Raw genomic sequence first — 25733 nt, forward strand, 5'->3', positions numbered from 1 at the left:
CGCCCCCAGACTGCCGAGTTTGCTAAGATTCACCCCGCAAAATAAGAATGGCGGCCCACGAGATGAACCCTCCATCTTGCGTCATGGATCGCAGGGCGCCGAAGGCGTCGCTCCAGCGACCGAGCAAGGCGAAGCCCTGAAGAGCCCGGCCCGTAAGGGAGGCGCCCAAGATCTTCGCCAACCGCACTCTCTGAGGTAAGATCAAACGAAATCCCTCGGAGATTGGCCCGTGCGCGTTCCGAAGTTCCGTATCCGAACCTTGATGATCGCCGTGGCGGTTCTGGGAATCGCGTTCGGCGGCCATGCAGGTTTTCAGCGAATGAACCAGCGGATGCAAAGGTTCCTCTTCCTGGCACGGCATCATCTACAGCAGGGCGTTGTCAACCGCCTTCACTTGGAAGGATTGGTGGCGCATGGGGCCGCGAAGGCCGACATCGAGAAGTATCGGATGCGTTCTGAATATCATCATGCACTCAGTCTGAAATACAAATATGCTTCCCGCCACCCGTGGCTTGCGGTTTCGTCAGACCCACCCGAACCCAGGTGAAAGACAACCGCCATGCCCCGCTTCCGGATACAGACGCTGATGATCCTGGTGGCGGTCACGGCACTGTTTTTCTGGGATGCGACGGCCCATCCGGTCTTGTTCCGGCGGGAATGCCTCGTACAGCGACGCCAGCTTGTGCGTGTTCAGATTGTCCATCACCAACAGTTGTCTTGATCCGCCGGAAGCACACGCCGATCCACGTCTTCGGGCTTATCGCTTCTTACCCCCGACACCGGGCACGGCCGCGACTTGTTTCATCCACGCTGCGATCTGGCGTTCGTCGATGTCGTCCACGGATTCGAGTTGCACGCCCCGCGTTGACTTGCCCATCCCCACCGGCGTCACCGGCGGTACTGGCTCGAGCGCCGCGCCGTTGATGAACATAAGCTTGACGTGGCCGGCGAAGCCGCCGCAACAGAAGCACCAGCCGTCGCCGACGCCATAGTACGACATGCCCCACTTCACGGATCGCTGCAAGCCGGGCAGCGTCTTGGCCGCCAGGGCATCGACACTTTCGGCGATGCCGCGGTGCGGCTGCGGCAGGCTGGCGATGTAGGCAAAAACCGGCTTGTCGCCGACCGCTGCCTTCGCGGGGCTTGCCCTGCCGGTCATGGCTTCCGGCAGCGTCGTGGCGACTTCGCCCTGTGCCTCCGTACGCTCGGCCGGTTTTTGGACTGCGGGTTTGGAAGTCTTGTCGGCCTTACGGGCGGGCATGGTGGAATCCTCTAAGCCCCGATCGTTTTCGCCGTGCTCCTTGTTCGACAGTACAAAGTCATACTTGTCTCCGGCGAGGGCGTCAATCTCGTCGACCTTTTCGAAGGCAAGCCGCAATCGCGCCGCCCAACCTCACGAGGTTCTGCCCACCGAATCCCCCGCCTGGTTCCGGCGCCAGGGCATTACCCACTCAAGCCCAGCCGACCGCGAGCCGATAACACCTGTGTTCTTTGCCAGTGCTCAGCGCCAAAAACTTATGCTACCCGGCGGTTCGCCCGCCCGGTATTGCACCCGCCGCGAGCGGCAGGCGAGGAACCAACAACCGAGGCCGGGTAGGCGAGTCCTACCCGGCTTTCGGTGTTTGCACGCCGCCCCCTCCATCAACGCGGCATAGCCTTGGCCGACTGCTCACAAACCTGACGCATCACGCCGTCGAGCGGCCCCAGCCAGTCCCTCACCTTCTTGGTGATCTCGGGTCCCGCCTCCTTCGGCGTCCCAGCGTGGAACGGAGGTTTCGGGTCGTACTCCATCGCGAGCTGGCTCATCTTCGCGATGTCTTCTCCGAGGAGCTTGGCCAGGAGCACAAGGCCGAAGTCCAGCCCAGCCGTCACGCCGCCGCCCGTGACTCGGTTGCGGTCCACCACCACGCGGGCGTCGACCGGCGTCGCCCCGAACAGCGGCAGGTATTCGCGGCACGCCCAGTGGCTCGTCGCCTTGTACCCCCGCATGAGCCCCGCCGCGCCGAGCAGGAGCGAGCCGGAGCAGACGGAGGTGACGTACTTGGCACGTGAGCCGCGGTCGGCGAGGAAGCCGATGACCTTGGAGTCGTTCATGATGCCGAACTGGCCGGGCCCGCCGCCGACGAAGATCGCGTCGAGTTCTTTCGGGCAGTCAGCGAGCGTCGCGGTCGGCCTGAGCCCGATGCCGGTGTCCGACTCGATGAAGTCGCGCGACTTCCAGACCAGGTGGACGTTGCACGAGGTGGACAGGGCCGTCTGCGGGCCGAGGAGGTCCATCAGCGTGAGGCCGGGGTAGAGCAGCATTCCGATCTCCGGCCGCCTCCCGGTGTGCATCGGCTGGAACTTGAGCTCAGGCTCCTGGGGCGTGTCGGCCCTTGCTGCCAGAGCCGGGACGGCCGAAGCGATGACGAATTGCCTCCGGTTCATGTTGCGTTCTCCAGGGACAGGGACGTTCTGACGGCGCGCAGCGGGGCACGCCGCCCCAAGGGCGTCTCGCCGAGGACTCGGCTATCGGACGCGATGGACTACTTCAGGCGGGGACGCTTGCCATCAACAAGGCGAGACCGGTCCACCAGGGCGTTAAATGCCGTGTGGGCTCGGTCGTCCGCGTCGGGACGGCGGAGGAAGCGTTGGCTGGTGTGGTGGCTCAGGTAGATGCCGCTCAACTCCCAGACGAATTGCTCGACGTCGAGGTCGGCCTTTAGGTGCCCCAGCTCGACGGCCCGGCGGGTCAGGCCCTCGAGCAGGCCCCGCCACTCGGCCTCCATCTCGACAACCTTGTCGCGGACGGGGCTTTCGACGTCGTCGAGCTCGAACATCGCGGCGGCCGCGGGGCATCCGCCGGGAAGGCCAGCCCGGGGTGCCCAGCCGAGCCAGTTGCGGACCAGGGCTTCGAGGCGAGGAAGACCTTCGGGTTCTGCCATGGCGGGCTCGATTACCACGGGTCCAGCGACGCGGGCCATCTGATCGAGCAGGCTGATCTGGACCTCGTCCTTAGAGCGGAAGTGGGCGAAGACGCCGCTTTTGGACATGCCGACCTGCTCGGCAAGCAAGCCAAGCGTGACGCCCGCCATGCCGTCGCGGCTCATCAGAGCGAGCCCCTCGTGGAGGAGCCGCTCGCGAGTTTCATGGAGCTTCTTTCCCATGACGAGAAAATAGCACGACCGGTCGTAACGCGCCAAGAGCGAATTGCACGGTCGTTCTTTTTTTGTGGAGCGATCCGGCTGGCGCCGTCGGCGAGCTCCGGGGTTCGCATCGGTCCCACTCCGGTCGCATCCTTCCGGCGTCGGCCACGTCGGTCGCCGGGAGGATAGGCATCGCGGCGAGGATCGCGGCCAACTCCCGCTTCAGCCAGGGGTGCAAGACCGTGTTCGGGCACGTCGTCCATCATGAAGGCTGGGGGTCGAGTACGGCCCCCAGCCGCCCCGATCGCTATGTCAGTGATCCCCCCGATCGAAAATCGCTCTCGCTGATTGATTCCCTTTCTTTGCGAGCGACTCGGAAGCGAGGCAGAGAAGTTCCATAAGAATCTGGGCTCCGGCCAGCGCCGTCATGCCGGTCGGGTCGTACGGGGGAGAGACCTCGACGACGTCCGCGCCGACGATGTTGAGCCCCCGCAACCCTTGGAGCAGAATCATGGCCTCACGCGAACTGAGTCCGCCAACAACAGGCGTGCCGGTCCCCGGGGCAAAGGCAGGGTCGAGCGCGTCGACGTCGAATGTGATATAAACCGGCCCGTCTCCGATCGTCTTGCGGGTGGTCGCGACCACGGCATCAAGGCCTTCGCGGAGGATCAGAGGCATATCGAGCACGGTAAAACCATGTGCTTCCGCGTAAGGACGCGCGGCTTGACGGTACGGATCCCGAATCGCGATCTGGACGGTCCGGCGCGGATCGATCAGCCCGTCTTCAACGGCGTTCCGAAACGGCGCCCCGTGATGAAATCGCGAGCCTTTCATGGGAGGAGCGGTGTCGTGGTGCGAGTCGAAATGAATGAGCCCGACCGGGCCACGACTCGCCACGGCTTTCAGAATCGGATAGGTGATCGAGTGATCGCCGCCCACCGAGAGCGGGACGACCCCCGCGGCGACCACCTGCGTGTAGTAGCTGAAAATCTCCCGGACGATGTCGTCGAGCACAAGCGTATTCTGAAACGGGACATCGCCGGCATCCACTACTCGGCCGTGCTCATACGGGATCACGCCCGTGTAAGGATTGATGTAACGGATCAGGCCCGACTGAGCCCGAACAGCTTGCGGACCATATCTCGCGCCCGGCCGATGGCTCAGGCCGGCATCGGTTGGTACCCCGATCAATGCGATATCGACGCCCTCGAGGGTGTCGACCACGTCCGTCCGGAAGAACGACGTCGGACCCGAGAACGGCATGTCGAGCATGTGCCGCCCGTACCCAGCGATCCGTTCGAAAAGTGGCGAGAGATCCGGCTCGGTCATGGGAATTCCAGACTTGATTGAGAACGATGGACGACGGCCGCGATTGGTGCGTCAATAGACAAGAAAGACCACGGAGGAACCGGGTAGGCAGCCTTGACGTCACCGACAAAACGCTGCCTGCGCGGCGGCCCTGACCTGGCATCAGCTCGGGACATTAGCCAGGCTGCGCGATAGAAAACATTGATTTGCCGGCCAACAAAGCTCACAGACGACAAAAAAGGCTTCCGGGGCTTCAACTATTGCCGATCCCAAGCGTCTCGGCCACCGGGAGGCCACCCAGGCTTTTATTTTCTTCGACGCCGACACCAATTGAGCCGGCCGCAATCGGCACCTGCAAGGGATTGACGTAGACCACATTGTTCCCGCTTGGCACGTAGGTTGGCAACGTAGTTGGTGGCGTGCCTCTAGCAAGCAATTACTTCATCCATATAATTAATGCTTCGCTGTCATGCCCCGAACTCGACCGTCCAGCCACGTTGAGTCTGCAACCTGAACGACTCCTTGGCCGCCCAGGTATTGGCGAAGCGGCGATCCGTGCGAGCGATGGGGCCGGACGGGTACAATCCAAGGGGTGGGGAGGCGGAAGTGGGAACCCCGGTAACGGCTCTGGACCGAGCCGACCACGGCGGATCGGCGGCAAGTCGTGAAAGCGAGGATGACTGGGGCCTAAACTTTCAGTGACTACACGCATTATTTGAATGAAAATAAAAAAAATTCATGTTTTATGAAAGACTGCAAGAGCCAAAGTTCTAGGGAGGGCCTCCATGCGTGATCGGTTTTTTCGTGCCACAGCCTTGCTAATCGGCGTTCTCGGCATCCCGTCCCTGATTTGGCAGGTATGGCAGACATGGGATATCGGGGGGGCGATGACCCAGCTCAAGCTCTATTTCTTCGCTGGCCAAGTGGTGGTTCTGTCTATCTTCGTGAGCTTTGGGTTAGGCATCGGTCCGATGGCTCCGCGATACCAATCCAACAAACCCAACCTGTCGAATGGAGATGACTCGATCGCACCCTGACCCCATGCCCTCACTGTCAACCCCTGCAAATCGGCCCGCTGCATTAGCCCTGGAGCGAGCGACCGTCCTGATTTCTGCCTTGATCTAGAGGTAGACGGCCTGGCTCCCAAGGCATCAACCAGCTTCGCGAGGCCGCCAAGAACGCCTAAAACACTACGGGAATTGACCCTTGCACGAGGGTTTTGTCCGAGCCGCTTATGGTCGGCTGGCGAGCCGTTCATGAAGCCCACAGTCGTGATGCACCAGAGCTCGTTCGCCGAGCGAAGTTTTGAGACGATGGCTCAGGGGCGGGCGAAGGGGCGGTCTCTCGGCTTGGTGTACGATTTCGTGGACGGGGGAGCTGACGCTTCAACGGTAGTTCTACCTTCAGCTTTGGCAGGGCCTCTTGAAGCTTTCGCACCCCGTTATCAGTGACCTGAGCACGGCCGTAAAGGGTTAGCCTGTTCAAACCGGTCATCCCCTTCAGGCTTACCCCGCATCCGTGACCTCATCACCATAGACCTGCAGATGATTCAGTTTGCTCAACCCCTTAAGATTGGCAAGCCTGGCATCGGTGACCCGAATCCTAAAGATGTACAATTCCCTGAGATTCTTGAGTCCCTTGATGTTGGCCAGGTCGGCGTCGCTAACGGATGAAGAGTTGATACTGAGACCTTGAAGCCGGTTGAGCCGCCCCACATAAATCAAGGCCGATTTCGCCTTGGGACCACTTGTAATGGGGAAGTGGACCCCGGTCACGTGACCGAAGTAGTCGATCCCAACGCGATCGACCAGCCAGCTCCACCCCCACGGTTTTCCATTCAGGGAAACGCCGTCCTTCCACTGCCAGTCATATCGTCGGCGATTGGGGCGTCAAGGGCGCGGGCCGCACGAACCGGGTTGAAGTACTCGCGGAGGTACACGATCTTACCGCCCTCGGCACGCAGGAACAGCACGTAGTCTTGCCGGTAGGTCCGGCCGGTCGTCTCGATCAGGCCCTCCGCCCTCACCTCGGCCACGGCACCGTTCGGGTCGGCGAACGGGTAGACACGCAGGTCGAAGAAGCGGAAGTCCTCGACCGCCTCACGGAACCACCCCACGTGACGCTCCACCGCCTCCCGCCCGGACAACCGGGCCGGGTGCCCGAGAGACGGGGCGTAGACCAGTTCCCATTCGAGGTCGTCGGCGATCAACTCCCTCCACGCCGCGGGGTCCGCGATGAGGGTTGCGAAGTGCCGCTGCAACAGATCGGACGCGGTCGTCATGGGAATCTCCCGGTTCAGGAAGTGTCTCTCGCCGGCCCTGGTACGCCCCGGGGTGAGGTGATCGCATCAACGGTGGGCCGGGAGGCTCCCGCCCCCGCCCGCGGTGTTCCGCTCCAACCCGCCGAAGACGTGATCGATGACCCGGTCGATGAACTCATCCGAGAGCGGGGCGTCGTCGTACGGTACGAGGAGCCGGTGGTAGATCGGGCCGTACAGCGCGTCGAGGACGACGTCCGCGTCCAGGCCCTCGCGCAATTCCCCGCTTTCGATCCCGCGGCGCACGACTTTGCGGGCGATCCGCCGGCGGGGCTCCACCCACTGCGCCTGGACCGCCTGCCGCAAGTCCGCGTCTACCTGCGCCCGCCCGATCAGTGGCCGCAGGAGCTTCCCCGCCTTCCCTCGGTACGCCTTCGCCAGTGACCGCATCGACGCTCGGAAGCTCTCGCGCGCCGTCGGATGTTCCTCGATCGGTGCCATCTGCGTCAAGTTGGCGAGGACGGCGTCCATGACCACGGCCCACACGTTGGCCCACCGGCGGTAGATGGTGGTCTTCCCCACCCCGGCGCGGGCCGCGACCCCCTCCACGCTCAGCGCGTCGAATCCGGCCTCGTCCGCCAGTTCGAGTGCCGCGCGCATGATCGACGCCGTGGCCGCCTCGTCCCGCGGACGGCCCGCGGCCTTTCCAGCTGTGCCCTTCTTCATCGCCGTCCTCTGACATCTCTGGACCAGGACTTGATTCGATACGGTGCGTTTCGTATCGTAATCACGGTTGGCCGGCATGTCGAGTGCGGCCGGTCGGATTCGGGGCTAACCGGAGGCTATCATGGCGCGTGCAAACCAGGGCGAGACCGGAACACCTCAACGGGACCTCGACGGCAAGGTCGCCATCGTCACCGGGGCGGCGAGCGGGATCGGGCGGGCCACCGCACTCCTGCTCGAGTCGCGGGGCGCGGTGGTCATCGCCGAGGACATCAAGCCGTCCGTCCAGGACCTGGCCCGCGACGGGCGGATCGAGCCCTTCGTCGGGGACGTCTCCCAAGAGGAGACGGCGAAGCGGGTCGTCGAGCGGGCGGTAGAGCGGTTCGGCAAGCTGGACATCCTGGTCAACAATGCCGCGCGGATCATCTACAAGCCGGTCGCCGACATGACCCTGCAGGAGTGGGACGCGATCCTGTCGGTCAACCTGACCGGCGTGTTCCTCCACTCCCGCGAGGCCGTCCGGGTGATGGCCAGCAACGGAGGCGGGGCGATCGTCAACGTGGGGTCGTACGCCTGCTTCTTCGGCTTCCCGCAGATCGGGGCCTATGCCGCCTCGAAGGGCGCGCTGGCACAATTGACCCGCGTCCTCGCGGTGGAGAACATCAAGCATGGCATCCGGGTCAACGCCGTCGGCTCAGGTGACGTCGTCACCGACCTGCTCAACGACTTCATGCCGGACGGGCGGGAGTTCCTGGCCAACCACGGGAAGAACGCGCCGATCGGCCGCGCGGCGCGGCCCGAGGAGATTGCCGAGGTGATCGTGTTCTTGGCGTCGGAGAAGGCGAGCTTCCTCGTCGGCTCGGTCGTCATGGCCGACGGGGGCTTCAGCGTCCAGGTCGGCCCGACCATGATGTGACGGCACCGGCGACGTGGTCCATCTCACCGTAGACATCAGGGGTCGAGCACGGAAGCGGATGGTCGAATGGTCAGCATCAGTGGCGGCATAGGGTCGTTCATGTTTCGAAACCATGGAGAGTAGTCATGTCCGGAATCCAACAGAAGGTCGTCGTGATCACGGGAGCCAGCAGCGGCATCGGCGAGGCGACCGCGATGCACCTCGCCCGCCACGGGGCGCGCGTCGTGGTCGGGGCCCGTCGTACCGACCGGCTGGAGAAGCTCGTCTCGGCCATCCGCGCCGGGGGCGGTACGGCGGAGTACCAGGCCGTGGACGTCACGAAGCGTGAGCAGGTCGAGGCGCTCGTCCGCCTTGCGAAGGCCAAGTTCGGGCGAGTGGACGTCGTGGTGAACAACGCCGGGATCATGCCGCTCTCGCCCCTTGAGGCGCTGAAGGTGGACGAGTGGGACCGCATGATCGACGTGAACATCAAGGGCCTGCTTTACGGCATCGCCGCCGGGATGCCGGTCTTCAAGGAACAGAAGGCCGGGCACTTCGTGAACGTCTCATCCATTGGCGGCCACTTCGTCGTCCCGACCGCTGCCGTGTACTGCGCCACCAAGTTCGCGGTCCGCGCGATCTCCGACGGCCTGCGGCAGGAGTCCAGGGACGTCCGGGTGACGATCATCTCCCCCGGCGTGGTGGAGTCGGAACTGGCCGACACGATCACGGACGAGGGAGCAAAGAAGGCGATGGACGAGTTCCGGGCCAACGCGATACCCCCGGAGGCGATCGCGCGCGCCATCCTCTTCGCGATCGAGCAGCCCGCCGACGTCTCGGTCAGTGAGATTATCGTCCGGCCCACGGGCGGCGCGTGACGGTGCCGACCCGCCGAGTCCCTTGCGGAGGTACGACCGGAACAAGCTGGCCATCTACAAAGCCCCGGCCTCAAGCGGAGCTCCCTCGACTTGACCGGTGGGTGGCGCCTCGAGTGTTTCACGCACTGTGTGCATACGTCGGGCCAGGATGACCCTCTCTCACTGCGTGTGCGCAGTGAGAGAGGGAGGCGATCGGAGCGAAAATCGGCGAAAATGGATTCCAGCTTTTGCGGAAAGAAGGTCGCGTCCTCGCAGATGACTCGGCAATCGCTAACGGACCGCCCCGGCAGCAGGCGGCGTCATGGCCTACTTCGACGTTTTCTGGCTGTTCTGGGGTTCATCTTGCTGGACATGCTCATGAAGCGATCCGTGGGCGAGAAGGGGACGCACATCGGAGCCGTGTAGGTCCGTGACCGAAGAGAGGAGCCGACGCCATGTATAAGGTCGAGCAGAACGTGGGCAGGCCCGGTCAGGCGATCCGGTGTTTCCAGGGGCAAGAGGAGCGCCCGGTCGATTCCCCGGACGAATCCGTCATCGCGTTTGTCGATGAGGTCAGGAGGACCCAGGAGCATCCCTTCGTGAAGCGGAATCCCTGGCTTCCACCGTTCGACATCCTGTTCGAGACCAGGGACGAGGTCCTCCAGTTTTGCAAGGAGCATGCTGCGCGACCCGTCGTGCGGCAGGATGAGGCCGGTCGGGCTGCGCTCGGGCACGGTCGGTCCGTAACGACGGCGCAAGGCACGGGACGGATCTTCAGCTTGCTGACCGCGGCCTCGCCCTGGCCGGGATCGAGCGATGTGGGAGTTGTCGACGGCATCATCGGCGAGGAATCGAGCTTATGGGTCTCCGAGGAACTCGATCGGACCTTGGCCGAGGAACTCGACGACGAGGCCTCCGACATCCGCAGGCTGTCCAGTTGGCCCATCCGTCGGGTCTTCGTCTACACCGATATCTCCGACTTCTCGCGATTCCGGCCGGGACAGCAGGTCCTCATGGCCAACGGGCTTGCCCGGATCGCCCGGCGGCCCGACTTCTGGAATGGAGATCCGCTTGCGGAGCGCGCCCGGGCCGACCTCGAAACCATGCTCTGCATCGGCGACGGCTATATCTTCGTCTTCAAGGATCCCGGACACGCGACCTATTTCGCCGCCCACCTGGCCGGCCTCATCGAGTTGCTGGAGGCGAAGGCCCTGTTCCCGGTGGAGATCCACTTTCGCATGGGCGTGCACGTCGGTCCGGTCTATTGCTTCTGGGACCTGGACCGAAAGGACTGGAACTACATCGGCGAAGGGATCAACGGGGGGCAGCGGGTCATGAGTGTGATCGGGAGGGAGACGGACGACGTCGTCTTCATCTCATCCCGGGTGAGGCAGGATCTGCTCGCCTCCAACGACGAGGAAGGGCCGGCCCGCCTGATCCTCTCGAACGCGCAGAACAGGGGGCGGCGGCAGGACAAGCAGGGCAACGCCTGGCGGGTCTACGAGGTGAATCACGCGAATCTGATTTCGGATTCGCTCCGCTCCCTGAAGTGGATCGCCCCGGAATCGTAGGGCCGTCACCAGACGATCTGCCAAGTTCGACGCGCTAAACGCCTGGAGGGAGACGCCGTTCTTCTCGGACCGGGAGCGAGCGGCGCTAAGCCGTTGGTCTCGGTTTTCTTTGATTGATCTGATGGGCGACCGCGGTGATACAATCGCTGTTGGGTGCCACGGGTTGTACTCAACCCGTGAACGATAGCCCAGGTTTTTGGCTCACGGGTTGGGTACAACCCGTGGCACCCAGGGCTTGCACATGATTCAATGCAAAGAAAAACCAGGTCCAGGTGCTTAGGTTGGACCGATGCCGTCACGCGCATCGGCGGCGGCGTCCCGGATGACCACTTCGCCGAGGTAAAGCCATAATCCTATCAAATAAACATTTGCTCGATGATATCTGTCTCATGTCCCGCTCCTTTTGACGGAATCCATGAGAGTAAGGGGGTCAGGAGTCATTCGAAGAGCGCAGAGAAATAAGCATCATAGTAACTGTGACGTTCAGACGTGACAGACACTCCTTGGAGCAGGCCGTTCCCACGGGTACGATGGGTTCTACGATAGCCATAAGACTGCAACGGGTCAGTATCCCGATCAGAACGGCCGTTCTCGACCCGTCCCGTCCGGACTTACGTCGACACGACGTTGGTAGGGATGAGTTAGAGCCGGCGCTTTACGGTTGGCGGGACATTTTGCTGGGCGAGACGTCAGGAGTATGTGCGACTACTATAGTGCCGAGGCTTGTATATGAATGATAGAGCGATCATGACGTTGGCGCTGCGCCTGATGGGATTCTGGGTCTTACTCCAGGCGCTCGCTGAAATGGTCAACCTCGTGGCCTTCCTCTCCTTGCCAGGCGCCCCTGGTGAATGGTCTCAGGAAAAGAGTGTCCTGATTTCCGGGGGGTTCGGCCTCCTCGCGTACGCGTCCTTCGCGGCGGGGTTGCTTTTGTTCGCACCAGCGATCGCATCGAGATTCTCTTCCGCATCAGCCCCCTCGGTTCCTGTCGCCACGAGCCGTCCGGTCGCTGTGCGGGACGTCTACATCATCGCGGCCAGGCTATTGGGGCTCTATTCCCTGTTGTCCGCCGTCCCGGCGGTCCGGCGGCTGGCAGGATCGGTCCTCGACTACATGTTCCATTCCTGGACGCAAGGGGAGTCTGCCTGGTCGAGTCTCGCCGAGGCATCGAGCTACCTGGTGGGCGGGGCCTTGTTAATCTTCTTTGCCGCCGGGATCGCCGACGTCTTTTCGAGGACTCATGGCATGTCCGAGCGGCCGATGGCAGGGCGAGCCGAACGCCCGATCGAATGAACCGTGACCCAGCCCGGATTGGCTGTCGAGTCGTCCGGAATGGAACGACAGGGCAGTCCCGGCCAAGTCATGACTTCGGGAAGTTGTCGAGTCGGCGATCCTTAGGAGTTTTGAGCGACGCCCAGCGGTGGTCAGGCTATGGTCCGCGCCATATCCGTACGCTTCCTCCGTGGTCGCACGAGGCGAGGATTCGGCCGTCGGGAGAGAATGCCAGAGAATGGACGAGTTGGTGTTGTTGGCCGGGGAGCGTCAGTAGCCGCTGGCCGGTGACGGCGTCCCACACCTCGATCATTCCCCCTTCGCCAGCGGCGGCCAACGCCTGGCTATCGGGGGCAAACGCCAACGCACGCACGACGCCGTCTTCACTGTGAATCACCCCGCGTCGTTCGCCCGTCGCCGGATTCCACTGCGTGAGGGTGCCGTCCTCGTCGGCCGCCGCGACCACTTCGCCGTCCGGTGCGAAGGCGACCGCGGTGAGCTTCTGCGGTCCCTGGAGGATGCGCAGCAGACGTCCCGAGCCGACGTGCCAGAGACGCACGCTGCCATCAGAGCTGGCCGATGCCAGCGCACTCCGATCGGGAGCGAAGGCCAGCCCTTGCACCGTCATGGTGTGACCCCTCAACTCACTTCTGCAACGTCTCGTGACCACGTCCCAGATCCGGACCGTCCTGTCCGACCCGGCCGAGGCGAGCAGGGCGCCGTCGGGATGAAAGGCCACCGAGCGAACGCCGTCCGTGTGCCCCGTGAGGGTCGCCAGCATGCGGCCGGAAGCGGTCTCCCAGAGCCGGACGTTGTTCGTCGGCTCCAGATGTCCTGTGACGAGCAAACGGCCGTCAGGGGAGAACGCCAGTGAGGCGACGGTGCCGCGACCGCCGCTCCATTGCCGCGTCAACCGGCCTGTGGCCGGGTCCCATAGCTTGATCGTGTTCGAATCGTCCGTATCGTCGGCGCCCGAGGCAAGGAGACGCCCGTCGTGGCTGAACGCTACGCTCCATGCCTCGTCGGCGTGCCCAGAAGGAGAAGCGGGCTCGGGTTCGGGCTCCAGGCACCAGCGCCGGAGAATCGCCCCGGAGACGATGAGCACAGAGCGGCCGTCGGGCGCGAAGGCGAGGTTGGACACACGGTCCTGCCGCCCGGGATATTCGGCCTGGCGACGCCCGGTGGCGACATCCCAGATGGTCACGCGTGTGGACCCGCCCGGCACCGCCCACACGCTTGTGGCCAGCTTCATGCCATCCGGCGCGAAAGCAAGGACGAACGTCGGCTTCACGCGGCCGGCTTCCCCGACGGGGAGCCGTTGCTCCCGCTTGGTAGAAAGGTTAAAGAGATGAACAAAGCCGGATTCGCATCCCGCCGCGAGCGTCCGTCCGTCCGGGCTGAAGGCGAGCTTGAAGACCGACGCACCCGTTGCCAGCCGCGCCAGTTCCGACCCGGTTCGGGCGTCCCGGCATACGACGTCTCCACCGGGGATCGCCGCCGCAACGATCCGCGAGTCGGCCGAGGCGGCGAAGGGGATCTGTGTGTTGTGAGACCCGTTCATGACCCAATCCACGCGGCCGGTCCCGGTGTCCCGGATCAACCAGCGATCCCTCTCCCCGGCTTCCACCGGCACGATCGCCACGACGTGGCCGTCGGGCGTCATGTTCACTTGATCGCGCGAATCCCAGCGTTGGGCCTCGTCTGCCTTCGAAGCATCATCCCGCGCGAGGTTGTACCCGAATACCTGGGAACCGGGCCGGGTTTTGGAGGAGATGTGCGTCCAGAGGGAGGCGTCACCCGGTCCGAACCTGAGGGCGTTAATTAGCCAGCCGTCGCGCTTGGCCAGTCTTGTCGTTATGCGGCGGGTCGAGAGTTCCCAGAGAAAGACCTCGCTCCGAGCGGTCAGGTCGCTACTCGCGGCCGAGGCCAGGAAGCGACCGTCGGACGTGAAGGCGAGTCCGTTCACGTCCACGGTGTGTCCGACCAGCGATCCGAGGGGCTGTCCGCTGGCAACGTTCCAGAGCCGGATCGTGCCTCCGTGGTCGCCCGTAACGAGCGTCTGGCCGTCCGGGGCGATGGCCAGGGCGCTCACACCGCGATCGTGCCCGTACATCGGCTCGACGGTTTGGCAAGCCAGGCGCCAGAGCGAGTGCCAGGCAAAGTCGCGGGTGTCGGTTGCGTCTGGAGAGGATTCCAGGTCGTGGAGGATGTCCTGAGCCCGCTCGAATCGCCCGTTTTCAAGGGCCTCCCCGGCTAGCCGGAGTTGGGCTCCGTGGAAATGCCGCTCCGCGAACCATCGGCGGCGCTCAGCCAGGTCGCGTTGGTGCTCGGCGTCGATTCGGTGGCCCTCGGCCTGGCGGGCGAGCTGATTGCTGCGGTTCTGTGCAAGGCTCAATTGCTTGTTGTGCCGACTCAGCCAGTTGTTCGACCAGGCGAGGCCCCCCACCAGGCCGATGAGGGCTAGCGCCGACAGCAACGTGACGGCGATCACAATCCCACGGTTTCGCGCCGCCAGCTTGGCGGTCCGATCAACGAGGCTCGGGCGCCTCGCGGTGATCGGCCGGCCGTCGAGGAAGCGGGCCAGGTCGGCGGCCAGGTCTCGGGCCGTCTGGTAGCGGTCGGCGGGTTCCCGGGCCATCGCCTTCAGGACGATCGTCTCCAGGTCGCGAGGGACGGCGGCGTTGAGTCGCCGAGGCGCGGTGGGTTCGCCCCTTGCGAGCGCCTGGAGGATGTCCGCCCGGTCCGTCCCTTCGAAGGCCGCGCGCAGGGTGAGAAGCTCGTACAGCGTGACACCGAGGGAATAGACGTCGGTCCGGCCGTCGATCACGACGTGACGCCCCAGGGCTTGCTCGGGGCTCATGTACCGGAGCGTCCCCATCAGATCTCCGCTCTGGGTCAACCGGGCGTCGCCGAGAAACCGCGCGAGGCCGAAGTCGGACACCCAGAGGTGCCCTCGCCCGTCCAGAAGCAGATTGCCCGGCTTGATGTCACGGTGAATGACCCTGCTCTCGTGCGCGTGCTCCAGCGCCTTCGCCACCTGGAGTCCCAAGCCTGCGATCGTCCGGGGGTACGCACGGCATCGAGTCGCGGTCGGTTCCGGGAGGCCGGTCGGAGTGACGGGGGAATCGCTCTTCGGAGCCCCTGTGGTCGGAGTTTCCGGGGTGGGAAGTCCATGTGGTAAGCGGGTCAGGTCGGTCGCAAGCGCCAGGGCGAGTGCGTCAGGCCCGGGGTCGTGCCGATCTCCGTCGGGGACGGCAAGTCCCTCGAGGCTCCGGAGGGCGAGCAGGATCTCGGCGAGGCTGCGACCCTCGATGAACTGCATGGCGTAGTAGGGGACCTCGTCCTCGCAACCGACGCCGAAGACAGGGACGATGTGGGGGTGTCGCAAGCACGCCGCAGCGCGCGCCTCGAGCTGGAACCGCTCGAACTGGCGGGGGTCAGACGCCGCAACAACGGGAAGGACTTTCAACGCGACCGATCGGTTGAGAGGCGACTGAATGGCCTCGTACACCACTCCCATTCCACCCCGGCCAATTTCGCGGACGAACTGGAACTCTCCCAGGGTCCGACGCCCGCCGGGGAACGACGCAGAAGGCCGCCGTCCGGCCAAGGAGCGTGCGTGGCGGGCCATGGCCTTGATGGCCGGGAGCAGACGTCTCAGAACCTCGGCCCGCTCGGGATGTTCGACGGCCAGGGTGCTCAGGTCAACCTGTTCGCCGGCACGCACTCGTTCCGCCAGTTCCGCCGCCCACTCCACGATGGCGGAGTCGATGTCGGTGTCGGAGTCGGGCGTGAACGCGCTGCCTGAGCCGTCCAGGCCGTTCATTGGCCCACGCCTGTGCTGTCCTCGTCCAGCAAGGGGCGGAGGCGCTCCAGGGCGCGAAAATGCCGGACTTTCGCCGCCCCAGGCGTGATGCCGAGCACGGCGGCGATCTCCCCGAAGGCCAGGTCCTCCAGGTAGTGCATCACCAGGATCTCGCGGTCTGTCTTCGAGAGGAGGGCCAGCGATTCGTGAATCCGGCTCTTCTGCTCCACCCGGCTCGCCCGCTGGCTGGGGCTGGTCTGGCTGGTCGCGAGGAACTCGAAGAGGTGGCCGATCGTCGCACGTTCCGAAATCGCCAGGCCGTTGGTCTCCCGTCCGACGGCGCGAGACTGGGTGCCGAGGTGGTGCCGGTGGACCTGCATGACCTTCTCGGTAGCCAGCCGGTGCAGCCACGGATAGAAGGGCAGGGGGCGGTCGCGCAGGAAGGTGTCGAGCCGGCTGGAGGCGAGGAGCAAGGCGTCCTGCACCACGTCGGATGGGTCGACCCGCGCGGCCAGCCGGTCGTCGAGCCGGGCGGCGACCATCCGGCGCAGCCGGTGCCGGTGGAGCGCCAGCAGCTCTTCGCGAGCACGGGGGTCGCCCGCCTCCACCCTGGCGATCAGCAAATCCGTCTCCTCGTCGCGGATGGCCATCGCCGGATCACCCCGCCCTTGGTCGTCTGGATTCGATGTCCCCACGTCTCATCTCAAAGGATACGCTCGCCCCTCTGCCCGAGATAGTCCATGACCTTGAGTTTGCGACGTCAGACCGCGCGGCGTCCCGGAACGAGCCTCCCGAATTGGTTTTTTTTTCGAAAACTTCATCGCGATCAGTAACGTTCCGTCGCGTTTCCCAGTCTCCAAGAAAGAGAGGGATCGTTTCGGAGTCGCAGGCCGCCCGAAGATGCGTGGCCCGGCCCGAACTCCTTCTCGCTCGCCGCCCGCGCGGCTGAACCCGTGTCCTGCGCAGGCCGTTGGTCCCGGACCATCTGCTCCAGCCGGGCCTTCCTCGTCGAGATCCAGCCCCAGAGAGAACTCTCCCATGTCATTTGCATCACGGATTTCCTCCCTGGTTGCGCCCCGCAGTCGCTCGCGAGTTAAGGCTGTTCGCCGCAACCGGGCGTTTGGGGTCAATCGCGGGGCGTTTCTCGAACCGCTGGAAGCCCGCCTGAACCTCTCGGCCGCGTTCCCGGAGTTCGTCGACCCGCACCCGGCGGCGGGCAACCAGTTCGGGGCGGTCGTGGTGCCGCTGAGCACGGGAAACGTGGTCATCACGTCACCCTTTGATGACGCCGGAGGGGCCGATGCGGGCGCGGTCTATCTGTTCAACGGCGCGAACGGCACCCTGATTAGCACGTTGCGAGGTTCGCATTCCGGCGACAATATCGGAAGCGACGGTGTGACTGCGCTGGGCAACGGCAACTACGTGATCGCCAGTTCGGGGTGGGATAACGGTGGCACCTTTAACGCCGGTGCGGCGACGTGGGGCAGCGGTACTGCGGGGGTCGGAGGGATCGTCTCCGCTGCCAACAGCCTCGTCGGCACCTCGCCTGGCGACAGTGTCGGTAACGGCGGCGTGACGGCACTGGCTAATGGTAACTATGTCGTTCGCAGCTATACGTGGTCCGCAGCCAAAGGTGCGGTGACGTGGGGGAGTGGCGCCACGGGGATCGCGGGGGCAGTCTCCGCCTCGAACAGCCTCGTCGGTACGACCGCCGATGATCAGGTTGGCAGCAGTGGTGTGACGGCGTTGGCCAACGGCAACTACCTGGTTCGAAGTGGACGCTGGGACAACGGCGCTGCCGACCAGGCCGGGGCGGTCACCTGGAGCAGCGGAACCACAGGGATTACCGGGGTCGTGTCCTCGACCAACAGCCTCGTCGGCAGCACTGCCGGCGATGCTATTGGCGCCAGTGCGGTCACGATATTGAGCAATGGCAACTATGTGGTCATCAGCTCGTCCTGGGATAACGGTCCCGGCAAAGCCGACGCCGGGGCGGTGACGTGGGGCAGCGGTGCTTCAGGGGTCACGGGGACTATTTCCGCCGTCAACAGCCTTGTCGGGAACAAAGCTGGCGACGCCATTGGCAGTAGCGGCGTGACGGCGCTGAGCAATGGGAATTACGTGATCGCCAGCCCGTTCTGGGACAATGAGGCACTCGGAAACTTCGACACCGGGGCTGCGACCTGGGGCAGCGGTATCGCGGGGGTCGTGGGGACCGTCTCCACCGTCAACAGCCTGGTCGGGAGCAAAACCGGCGACAACGTCAGCAATGGCGGTGTGACGGCACTGAGCACTGGCAATTACGTGGTCGCCAGCCCGTTCTGGGATAACGGTACGACCTCGAATGCCGGTGCCGCGACGTGGGGCAGCGGTACTTCAGGGGTTGCGGGGACCATTTCCGCCACGAATAGCCTCGTCGGCACAACCACCAGCGACAGAGTCGGAAATGCTGGGGCGACGGCGCTGGCAAACGGTAACTATGTAGTTGTGAGTTCGCTCTGGTTCAACGGCACCGGGGCCGCGACGTGGGGAATGGGGGCCTCGGGGGTTGTAGGGGCCGTCTCCGCTTCCAACAGCCTTGTCGGGAGCGGGACCGGCGACACCGTTGGCAGTGGCGGCGTGACGGTACTGACCAACGGCAATTACGTGGTCTCCAGTCCGGGTTGGGACAACGGTGCCGTCGTCAACGCCGGAGCGGCAACGTGGGGCAGCGGCGTCACGGGACGTACGGGGACCATCTCCGCTTCCAACAGCCTTGTCGGAGACAAGGCAAACGACAATGTCGGGGCAGTCGTGACGGCTCTAAGCAACGGCAATTACGTGGTCTCCAGTCCGGGCTGGGACAAAGGCGCCGTCGTCAACGCAGGAGCGACAACCTGGGGCAACGGCACCTCGGGGGCCGTGGGCATCGTCTCGGTCTCCAACAGCCTCGTGGGGGCCACTGCCGACGATGGCGGCAGCAGCAGCGTGATTGCACTTGGCAACGGCAATTACGTCGTCCGTAGCCTGGTCTGGGACAACGGCACCGTCGTCAACGCCGGCGCGGCAACGTGGGGCAGCGGCACCACGGGGCGTACGGGGACCATCTCCGCTTCCAACAGCCTTGTCGGGAGCACGGCCAACGACAGTATCGCTAACCTTGGTGTGACGGCACTGAGCAACGGCAACTACGTGGTCTCCAGTTCGGCCTGGGATAACGGCGCCATCGCCAACGCGTGTGCCGTGACTTGGGGCAGCGGTGCCACGGGCGTCTTCGGGGCTATCAGTGCTTCCAACAGCGCCATTGGTACCGGTGCCTCCTCCGGCCTCCAGGCCGTTGTGCTGGATAATATCAACAATACTTATTTTGTGCGGTTTCTTAACGAAGGCGGCGGCCGCGTCCGGGTTGGCTCGCAGTTGAGTGGCTTCCTGAATCACACTCCCACGAATATCGCGTTGTCCAGTAGCACGATCCCCGAGAATCAGCCAGGCGGCCTTCCCGGCATTCTGGTTGGGACATTCAGCACGACCGACGAGGATCTCGGAGACGTCTTCACGTACAGCCTGGTGCCCGGAACAGGGGGCACCGACAACTTCAACTTCTCGATTGACCCAGCCGGGCATCTGATGGCCCCGTTCACTTTTAACTATGAGGTCAAGAATAGCTATTCGATCCGAGTCCGGACGCGGGACCAAGGCGGCCTCTTCTTCGAGCAGGTTTTCACGATTAGTGTGACGAACGTCAACGAAGCGCCGACCATCGCCATGCAAGACTTTTTCGTCCCGGAGAATACGGGGAACGGCGTGATCGTCGGGACGGTGGTGGCAAGTGATCCGGACGCGGCGGACACGAAGACCTTCAGCATTACTCTGGGGAATAGTCTCGGAGCCTTCGCGATCAGCGCCGCGGGCGTGATCACCGTGGCCGACTCGACTCGGCTCGACTATGAGACGAATCCGGGGTTCTACCTGCAAGTGAAGGTCACAGACGCCGGCGGCCTGTTCGCCAGCAACATGGTGTCGATCCTCCTGACGAACGTGAACGAGACGCCCACGAACATGGCCCTGACGGCCAGCTCGATCCCCGAGAACCGACCGGTGGGGACCTCGGTCGGCGCGTTCACCACGAGTGACCCGGACTACGGGAACACCTTCATATATGCGCTGGTAAGCGGGACGGGCGACACCGACAACGCGAGCTTCAACATCGACCCGGCCGGGCAGTTGAGGTCGGCGGCGAGCTTCGATTTTGAGGCCAAAAGCAGCTATTCCATCCGGGTGCGCAGCACCGACCAAGGTGGGCTGTTCGTCGAGCGAGTTTTCACGGTCGCCGTGACCAACGTGAACGAGGCGCCGACCGTCACGGCCGATGTGGCGGCCGTGACCGTCTACGAAGGGGGCAACGCGACCAACAGCGGCACATTCTCCGACGTCGAAGGTAACAACACCGTCGCCGTCACGGCCAGCGTCGGGACAGTCACGCAGAACAACACCAGCGGGACGTGGAGCTGGTCGCTCAATGCGGCCGACGGCCCCTCGGGTCCGTTCACCGTGTTCATCACCGCGAGGGACAGCCAGAACGCCGTGGCGATCGCCACCTTCATCTACACGGTCGACAACGTCCTGCCGACCATCTCGCTGAGCGGCAACGCCACGGTCGACGAAGGCTCGCCGTACACGCTCCACCTGGGCGCCGTCACCGATCCCGGCCAAGACACCATCACGAGCTACCGGATCGACTGGGGCGATGGCGTCACCACCGACTTCACCGGCAACCCCGCTCACACGACGGCCACCCACACCTACGCCGACGGCCCCTCCACCCGGACGCACACCGTGTCCGTAACCGACGAAGACGGCATCGACATCCTCGCCGGCAGCCTGAGCGTGACCGTCAACAACGTGGCCCCGACAGCAGTGCTTCTGACCAATAGCGGGATCAGGTATGGCATCGCGGCAACCGCCGCCTTCACCGACATGTTCGATCCGTCGATCGTCGACACCGAGGCCGGCCTCCGCTTCGTGTTCTCGATCGGCACCGACACCACGGGATCGGCGACATACGCGGGGAGCAGTACGTCCCCTTCGGCGAATTTCGGCGTCCTCAACGCGGGCTCATACACGGTCTATGCCCGCATCATCGACAAGGACGGCGGTTCCAACGTCTACACGACGACCATCACGGTCGGTAAGGCCGACGCCGTCTTCTCCCTCAGTGGCTATGCCGTGACCTACGACGGTACAGCGCATTCCGCCAGCGGGACCGCCACCGGTGTGTTGGGTGAGGCCCTGAGCGGTCTGAACTTCGCCGGCACGACGCACACCGGCGCGATCGCGTCCCACACCGCCACCGTGACCTTCACCGACGTCACCGGCAACTACAACGACGCCGCTCTCCTGGTCCCCGTCAGCATCGCGAAGGCAAACGCGGCGGTGACGGTCTCCGGGTACAGCGGCAAGTACGACGCGGCATCGCATGGCGCCACCGGAACCGCCTCCGGCGTTGGCGGCACCGACCTCGCTGCGTACTTGAGCCTGGGAGCACGCTTCACCGACGCTCCAGGCGGGCTCGCCCACTGGGTCTTCAGCGGCGGTGCGAACTACCTCGACCAAGCGGGTGACGTCGCCATCGCTATCGCCAAGGCCGACGCGACGTTCAGCATCACGCCCTACGTCGGGGTCACCTACGACGGCGCGGCCCACACCGCCATCGTCACGGCCACGGGGGCCGCCCTCGCGAACCTCAGCGCTGGGCTGGACCTGAGCGGCACCACCCACGTCGGCGCGGGGACGTACGCCGGCGACGTCTGGAGCTTCGCAGGTGGCACCAACTACAACGACGCGAGCGGCACCGTCGACAACAGCATCGCGAAGGCCGACGCCGTTTTCTCCCTCAGCGGCTACGCCGTGACCTACGACGGCACGGCGCACTCCGCTAGCGGGACTGCCACCGGTGTGATGGGTGAGGCCCTGAGCGGTCTGAACTTCGCCGGCACGACACACACCGGCGCGATCGCGTCCCACACCGCCACCGTGACCTTCACCGACGTCACCGGCAACTACAACGACGCCGCTCTCCTGGTCCCCGTCAGCATCGCGAAGGCAAACGCGGCGGTGACGGTCTCCGGGTACAGCGGCAGGTACGACGCGGCGTCGCACGGCGCCACCGGAACCGCCTCCGGCGTAGGCGGCGCCGATCTTACCGTGGGCCTGAGCCTGGGAGCACGCTTCACCGACGCTCCAGGCGGGCTCGCCCACTGGGTCTTCAGCGGCGGTGCGAACTACCTCGACCAAGCGGGTGACGTCGCCATCGCTATTGCCAAGGCCGACGCGACGGTTTCCGTCGCCGGCTACAGCGGCATCTACGATGCGGCGGCACACGGGCTCGTGGGCACGGCCATCGGGGTGAATGGCGAGTCGCTCGGTGGATTGGTCTTTGGAACCGGTCGCACCAATGCCGGCACGAGCACGGTCGGGTGGACGTTCACCGGTGGTCGGAACTACCGGGACGCGAGCGGAACGCAAGACGTTGTGATCGCCCAGCGGCCGATCACCGTCACGGCCGACCCGCAGACCAAGAGCACCGGCCAAGCCGATCCCGACCTGACGTACCAGATCAGTGCCGGCAGCCTCGCGGGCAATGACGGCCTCACGGGAAGCCTGTCACGCGAGGCCGGCGAAGCTGCGGGCCGATATGCGATCCGCCGGGGCACGCTCGACGCGGGACCGAACTACGCGATGAGCTTCGTCGGGGCCGACCTGGTCATCACGGTCGCGACTTCGAGCCTCTCGGGCACGGTGTTCGTCGACTTCAACAAAGACGGCCAGGTCGACTTCGGCGAGAAGGGTATCGCCGGCGCGACCGTCCACCTCACCGGCACCGACGACCTGGGACGTGCCGTGGACCAGGTCTTGCAGACCGACCTCGACGGGGCCTACGTCTTCCGGTTCCTCCGGCCCGGGAACTATCGTATCAACGAGACGCAGCCCGCCGGGTATGCCCAGGGGACGAACACGGTGGGAACGGTCGGCGGCACGGCTTCCGGCGACGCCTTCGCGGTGACCCTGGCCGCCGACATGACCGGCCTGAACTACAACTTCGGCGAGCGGCCCGCCGCGACCGGCTCGCTTCAGCGCGGTCAGACGGCGGGCATTGGCTTCTGGAATAACAAGAACGGCCAGGCGTTGATCAAGTCGCTGAACGACGGACCGAGCAGCACCCAGCTTGGCAACTGGCTGGCGGCCACACTCCCCAACCTGTACGGCGCAACGGCCGGGGCATGCAGTCTCGCTGGCAAGACGAACGCACAGGTCGCCGCCTTCTACCAGACCCGGTTCGTGCTCAAGGGGACCAAGGTCGACGCACAGGTACTGTCCTCCGCGCTGTCGGTGTACGTCACCAACGCGACGCTCGACAGCACCCGCGTCGCCGAGCGCTACGGGTTCACCGTGACGCAGTACGGCTTCGGGGCCACGGGACTCTTCAACGTTGGCAGCTACGGCTCGGTGTTCGGTGTCGTGAACAACACCACCGTGACCGTGCTCGACCTGCTGATCGCGGTCAACGACCGCTCGGCGGCCGGCTCGCTGTTCAAGGGCGACACCTTCAAGCGACTGATCGCCGACATCGTGTTCGGTCTGATTAACGAGATCGGCGGCATTTGATTCCGCCCTTTCAGCGGCCTATCCGGGCGAGGGACATCCCCTGCCCGGAACGCCAGCGCGATGCTCTCGCACCTGTGTGACTTCCAGACTATCAGGCGGCACCAGACTGGTTATCGGGATGGAAGTGGACCTGGAACTGGCGTTCGACCAATTCGGTCACCCGGGTGACGGTCCACAGTTCGGTGCGCCCGCCGTGGGCTAACGGCCTCCAACTCTCCCAACCGTTTGGCGGCGGCCGGGAACTTTGACCTGAGAATCAATACTCCACAATCCCGGAGATGCTCCTGCCGAATGGGCAGCATCGAACGACCAGCGGAGCGACTCTTCCCTTCCCGAAGCAGCGGCAATGTTCCGTTCAACCAGGGCTATAATCAGCACTTAGAGTTCAAGGGAGGGGGAAGCTCGAAGTGTCGATTGCGCTATCTCTGGCCTGTTTCCGGTGTGGCCTCAACGAGACTTTCCAGAATGGATTTGCTGGCATGATCGAATTCTTCTTTTGTGATATTGCTTACTACCTGATTGTGCGTGTCTGGATTCGTGTTGCGTCTGTAATTTAGAATCAATAAGTTTTTGTGTAAATTTAATCTGAAGTTGTCGGACTGAACGACTACGGCTGGGGCATACGACGTCCAGCTTCTTCTCCACCTTCCCCTTTGTTTCTCAAACAGCGAATTGATTGCGGCCACTCCAGAGGAATCGGCGGAGAGTTCCCCCTTCCTCGCTGGCTGGCCTGACCTATAAATCTCCACTGCTAGCCGAGCATTCTTCAGAGAAATCTGAGGGTCAAGGCTCGTGGAAATGGAGCGGAAAAAGAAGCCGGCGAAGACGGCGATAGTGGCAATCGCAAAAAATGCCTTTGTGCTGATGTTTGCTAATTTCAAGCGTGCCTCGATTTAGCATTTTATTGCTGTCGAATGAGTATTGGATGCGGAGTTACTGTTACTCAACGTTTGGATCAGGTGGGACCTTCTCTCCTCCCGATATTGTCGACATCGCCTCAAAGACGGTCGGGTCTATCTTCTCGCGGATGATGTGAATCGATCCGTCCGCAAATAAGGTCATCACCCCCTCCTGATGAAGCCAGGGCGATTGCACCATAAGTTATGAACCAAACAGCACTTGTTCGAGATAGTCGTCGTTCCAGCCGGCCGTGAGTCGTTTTGACTTCACTCCACTCTTATGGCTCCTCTCATGTTTGAGCAGACTCAAAGCCATGGTGCGAACGATGGCGAAGTTGGCGTCGGCCTGTCCATTGCGGATCCGACTTCGATCCTCGCCAAATGACATGTCTAACTGCCAGCACAATGAGTTCTCGATCTTCCAGTATGATCTTACGGCCGCCCCGAAGCTCTTGGCGCTCAGCTTCTTGCACAAGATGTTGTAGCGGACATCATCGCACGGCTTATCGCCTCGCATCGTGTCACTGATCGCCACCCCGATCTGCTTCAAACCCTTCCAGCGGGCCTGACCAGGCAACTCCTCGGGGACGTCGCAAACGTAGTACGTCCGATGTTCGATTCGACCATGGCCTTTGTCTTTCGTCTCGTGTCGGCTCACCTTCACCCGGGCAAAGTCGTCATCCATGTGGCCCACGAAGAAGTTCATGATCCCCTCGAACAGGGTAGGCTGATTTCCCTTCACCGCCAGCACATAATCGGCCCCTCCCTGAACGATCTTCTCGGCAATCTCGGTCTGGCACCCCATGGCGTCGATCGTCACCAGGCAACCCGACACATCCAGGAGTTCCAACAGCTTTGGGATGGCGGTGATCTCGTTGCTCTTGGCATCGACAACGATTTGCCCCAGGCTGATGTGATTGGTTGTGGCCCAGGCACTGACCATGGGGATGGCGGATTTGGCGTTGGCCTTGTCGAACCTCTGCCTGAGTGTCTTGCCGTCGATGGCGACGACTTGCCCGGCAGTGACCTCGTGAAGCGAAGTGATCCAACTCAGCGGGCAACGCTCGAACTCGGCGGGTTTGATGGCCCTGAAGATGGCGTTGAATCGGTCATGCGGGGGAATACCGTTGGTCGGATCGAGGATTTTGGCCAGCCAGGCTCGTTTCTGGCGTCCCCATGCGGCGATTGTCGCGAAGTCGTCGGCGCCTGCGATCACGGCGCAAAGTGCGATCGTCAGGATACTGATGAGTGGATAAACGACCTTGCGTCGGCGTGGGTCAGTCAGGCTGGCAAAATGATCTTCGATGCGAGTGGAGAGATCATTGGCCACGAGAGGTCGATCCCGAGAGGCATCGGCAATACGCTGCCGGCTTCGAC

At 63.7% G+C, this 25733-nt stretch carries 17 protein-coding genes; 7 read left to right on the forward strand and 10 right to left on the reverse strand.

Translation table 11 applies throughout. The annotated features are described in order from the left end of the window. The first annotated feature begins 229 nt into the window (after positions 1-229). Positions 230-547: a hypothetical protein gene (locus SINAC_RS20295; protein ID WP_015247471.1), complete on the forward strand. Its 318-nt coding sequence runs from the start codon at positions 230-232 to the stop codon at positions 545-547. A gap of 210 nt (positions 548-757) precedes the next feature. Here the strand turns inward: SINAC_RS20295 and SINAC_RS20300 are convergent, their stop codons facing one another. The 4 genes from SINAC_RS20300 to speB form a co-directional block, all read right to left on the reverse strand. Next, positions 758-1378, reverse strand: a complete 621-nt coding sequence (locus SINAC_RS20300; protein WP_015247472.1) for a DUF1801 domain-containing protein — start codon at positions 1376-1378, stop codon at positions 758-760. A gap of 263 nt (positions 1379-1641) precedes the next feature. Next, entirely contained in the window at positions 1642-2427 is a 786-nt protein-coding gene (locus SINAC_RS20305; protein ID WP_015247473.1) for a DJ-1/PfpI family protein, read from the reverse strand. Positions 2428-2525: 98 nt separating this feature from the next. Continuing rightward, the gene (locus SINAC_RS20310) at positions 2526-3182 is read right to left on the reverse strand and encodes a TetR/AcrR family transcriptional regulator (RefSeq protein ID WP_020467573.1); all 657 of its coding nucleotides are present in this window, start codon (positions 3180-3182) and stop codon (positions 2526-2528) included. A gap of 255 nt (positions 3183-3437) precedes the next feature. Beyond that, positions 3438-4454, reverse strand: coding sequence for an agmatinase (gene speB / locus SINAC_RS20315; protein WP_015247475.1), 1017 nt, complete (start codon positions 4452-4454; stop codon positions 3438-3440). 764 nt (positions 4455-5218) lie between these two features. Between speB and SINAC_RS20320 the strand changes: the two genes are divergently transcribed. After that, positions 5219-5470, forward strand: coding sequence for a hypothetical protein (locus tag SINAC_RS20320; RefSeq protein ID WP_015247476.1), 252 nt, complete (start codon positions 5219-5221; stop codon positions 5468-5470). A gap of 800 nt (positions 5471-6270) precedes the next feature. Here SINAC_RS20320 and SINAC_RS20335 read toward each other — a convergent pair. Next, the gene (locus SINAC_RS20335) at positions 6271-6714 is read right to left on the reverse strand and encodes a nuclear transport factor 2 family protein (protein ID WP_015247478.1); all 444 of its coding nucleotides are present in this window, start codon (positions 6712-6714) and stop codon (positions 6271-6273) included. Positions 6715-6780: 66 nt separating this feature from the next. Further along, the gene (locus tag SINAC_RS20340) at positions 6781-7416 is read right to left on the reverse strand and encodes a TetR/AcrR family transcriptional regulator (protein WP_015247479.1); all 636 of its coding nucleotides are present in this window, start codon (positions 7414-7416) and stop codon (positions 6781-6783) included. 121 nt (positions 7417-7537) lie between these two features. On the opposite strand from SINAC_RS20340, the gene SINAC_RS20345 reads away from it, so the two are divergent. From SINAC_RS20345 to SINAC_RS20365, 4 genes are all read left to right on the forward strand, one after another. Further along, positions 7538-8329, forward strand: coding sequence for an SDR family NAD(P)-dependent oxidoreductase (locus tag SINAC_RS20345; RefSeq protein WP_015247480.1), 792 nt, complete (start codon positions 7538-7540; stop codon positions 8327-8329). Between the two features lie 125 nt (positions 8330-8454). Beyond that, a complete protein-coding gene (locus tag SINAC_RS20350; protein WP_015247481.1) occupies positions 8455-9186 on the forward strand; it encodes an SDR family oxidoreductase in 732 nt (243 codons plus the stop codon). 434 nt (positions 9187-9620) lie between these two features. After that, entirely contained in the window at positions 9621-10736 is a 1116-nt protein-coding gene (locus tag SINAC_RS20360; RefSeq protein WP_015247482.1) for a nucleotidyl cyclase domain-containing protein, read from the forward strand. A 747-nt stretch (positions 10737-11483) separates the two neighbouring features. Next, positions 11484-12029 carry a hypothetical protein gene (locus tag SINAC_RS20365; protein ID WP_237722912.1) on the forward strand — a complete coding sequence of 182 codons (546 nt, stop codon included), beginning with the start codon at positions 11484-11486 and terminating at the stop codon, positions 12027-12029. A gap of 136 nt (positions 12030-12165) precedes the next feature. Here SINAC_RS20365 and SINAC_RS20370 read toward each other — a convergent pair whose 3' ends face one another. Next, complete coding sequence (locus SINAC_RS20370; protein ID WP_015247484.1) at positions 12166-15834, reverse strand: protein kinase domain-containing protein; 3669 nt, start codon at positions 15832-15834, stop codon at positions 12166-12168. Beyond that, positions 15831-16508 (reverse strand): RNA polymerase sigma factor, encoded by a 678-nt coding sequence (locus tag SINAC_RS20375; RefSeq protein ID WP_244884892.1) that lies wholly within the window; start codon positions 16506-16508, stop codon positions 15831-15833. Before SINAC_RS20375 ends, SINAC_RS20370 begins: the two co-directional genes overlap by 4 nt. A 343-nt stretch (positions 16509-16851) precedes the next feature. Here SINAC_RS20375 and SINAC_RS38085 point away from each other — a divergent pair, with 343 nt between their 5' ends. Beyond that, a complete protein-coding gene (locus SINAC_RS38085; RefSeq protein WP_015247486.1) occupies positions 16852-23457 on the forward strand; it encodes a cadherin domain-containing protein in 6606 nt (2201 codons plus the stop codon). 939 nt (positions 23458-24396) lie between these two features. Here the strand turns inward: SINAC_RS38085 and SINAC_RS41930 are convergent. Then, the gene (locus tag SINAC_RS41930; RefSeq protein WP_390553397.1) at positions 24397-24555 is read right to left on the reverse strand and encodes an H-X9-DG-CTERM domain-containing protein; all 159 of its coding nucleotides are present in this window, start codon (positions 24553-24555) and stop codon (positions 24397-24399) included. A gap of 3 nt (positions 24556-24558) precedes the next feature. Continuing rightward, positions 24559-25686 (reverse strand): ISAs1 family transposase, encoded by a 1128-nt coding sequence (locus SINAC_RS20390; protein WP_015247487.1) that lies wholly within the window; start codon positions 25684-25686, stop codon positions 24559-24561. Positions 25687-25733 lie beyond the last annotated feature (47 nt).

Source organism: Singulisphaera acidiphila DSM 18658 (assembly GCF_000242455.2).
GTDB lineage: Bacteria > Planctomycetota > Planctomycetia > Isosphaerales > Isosphaeraceae > Singulisphaera > Singulisphaera acidiphila.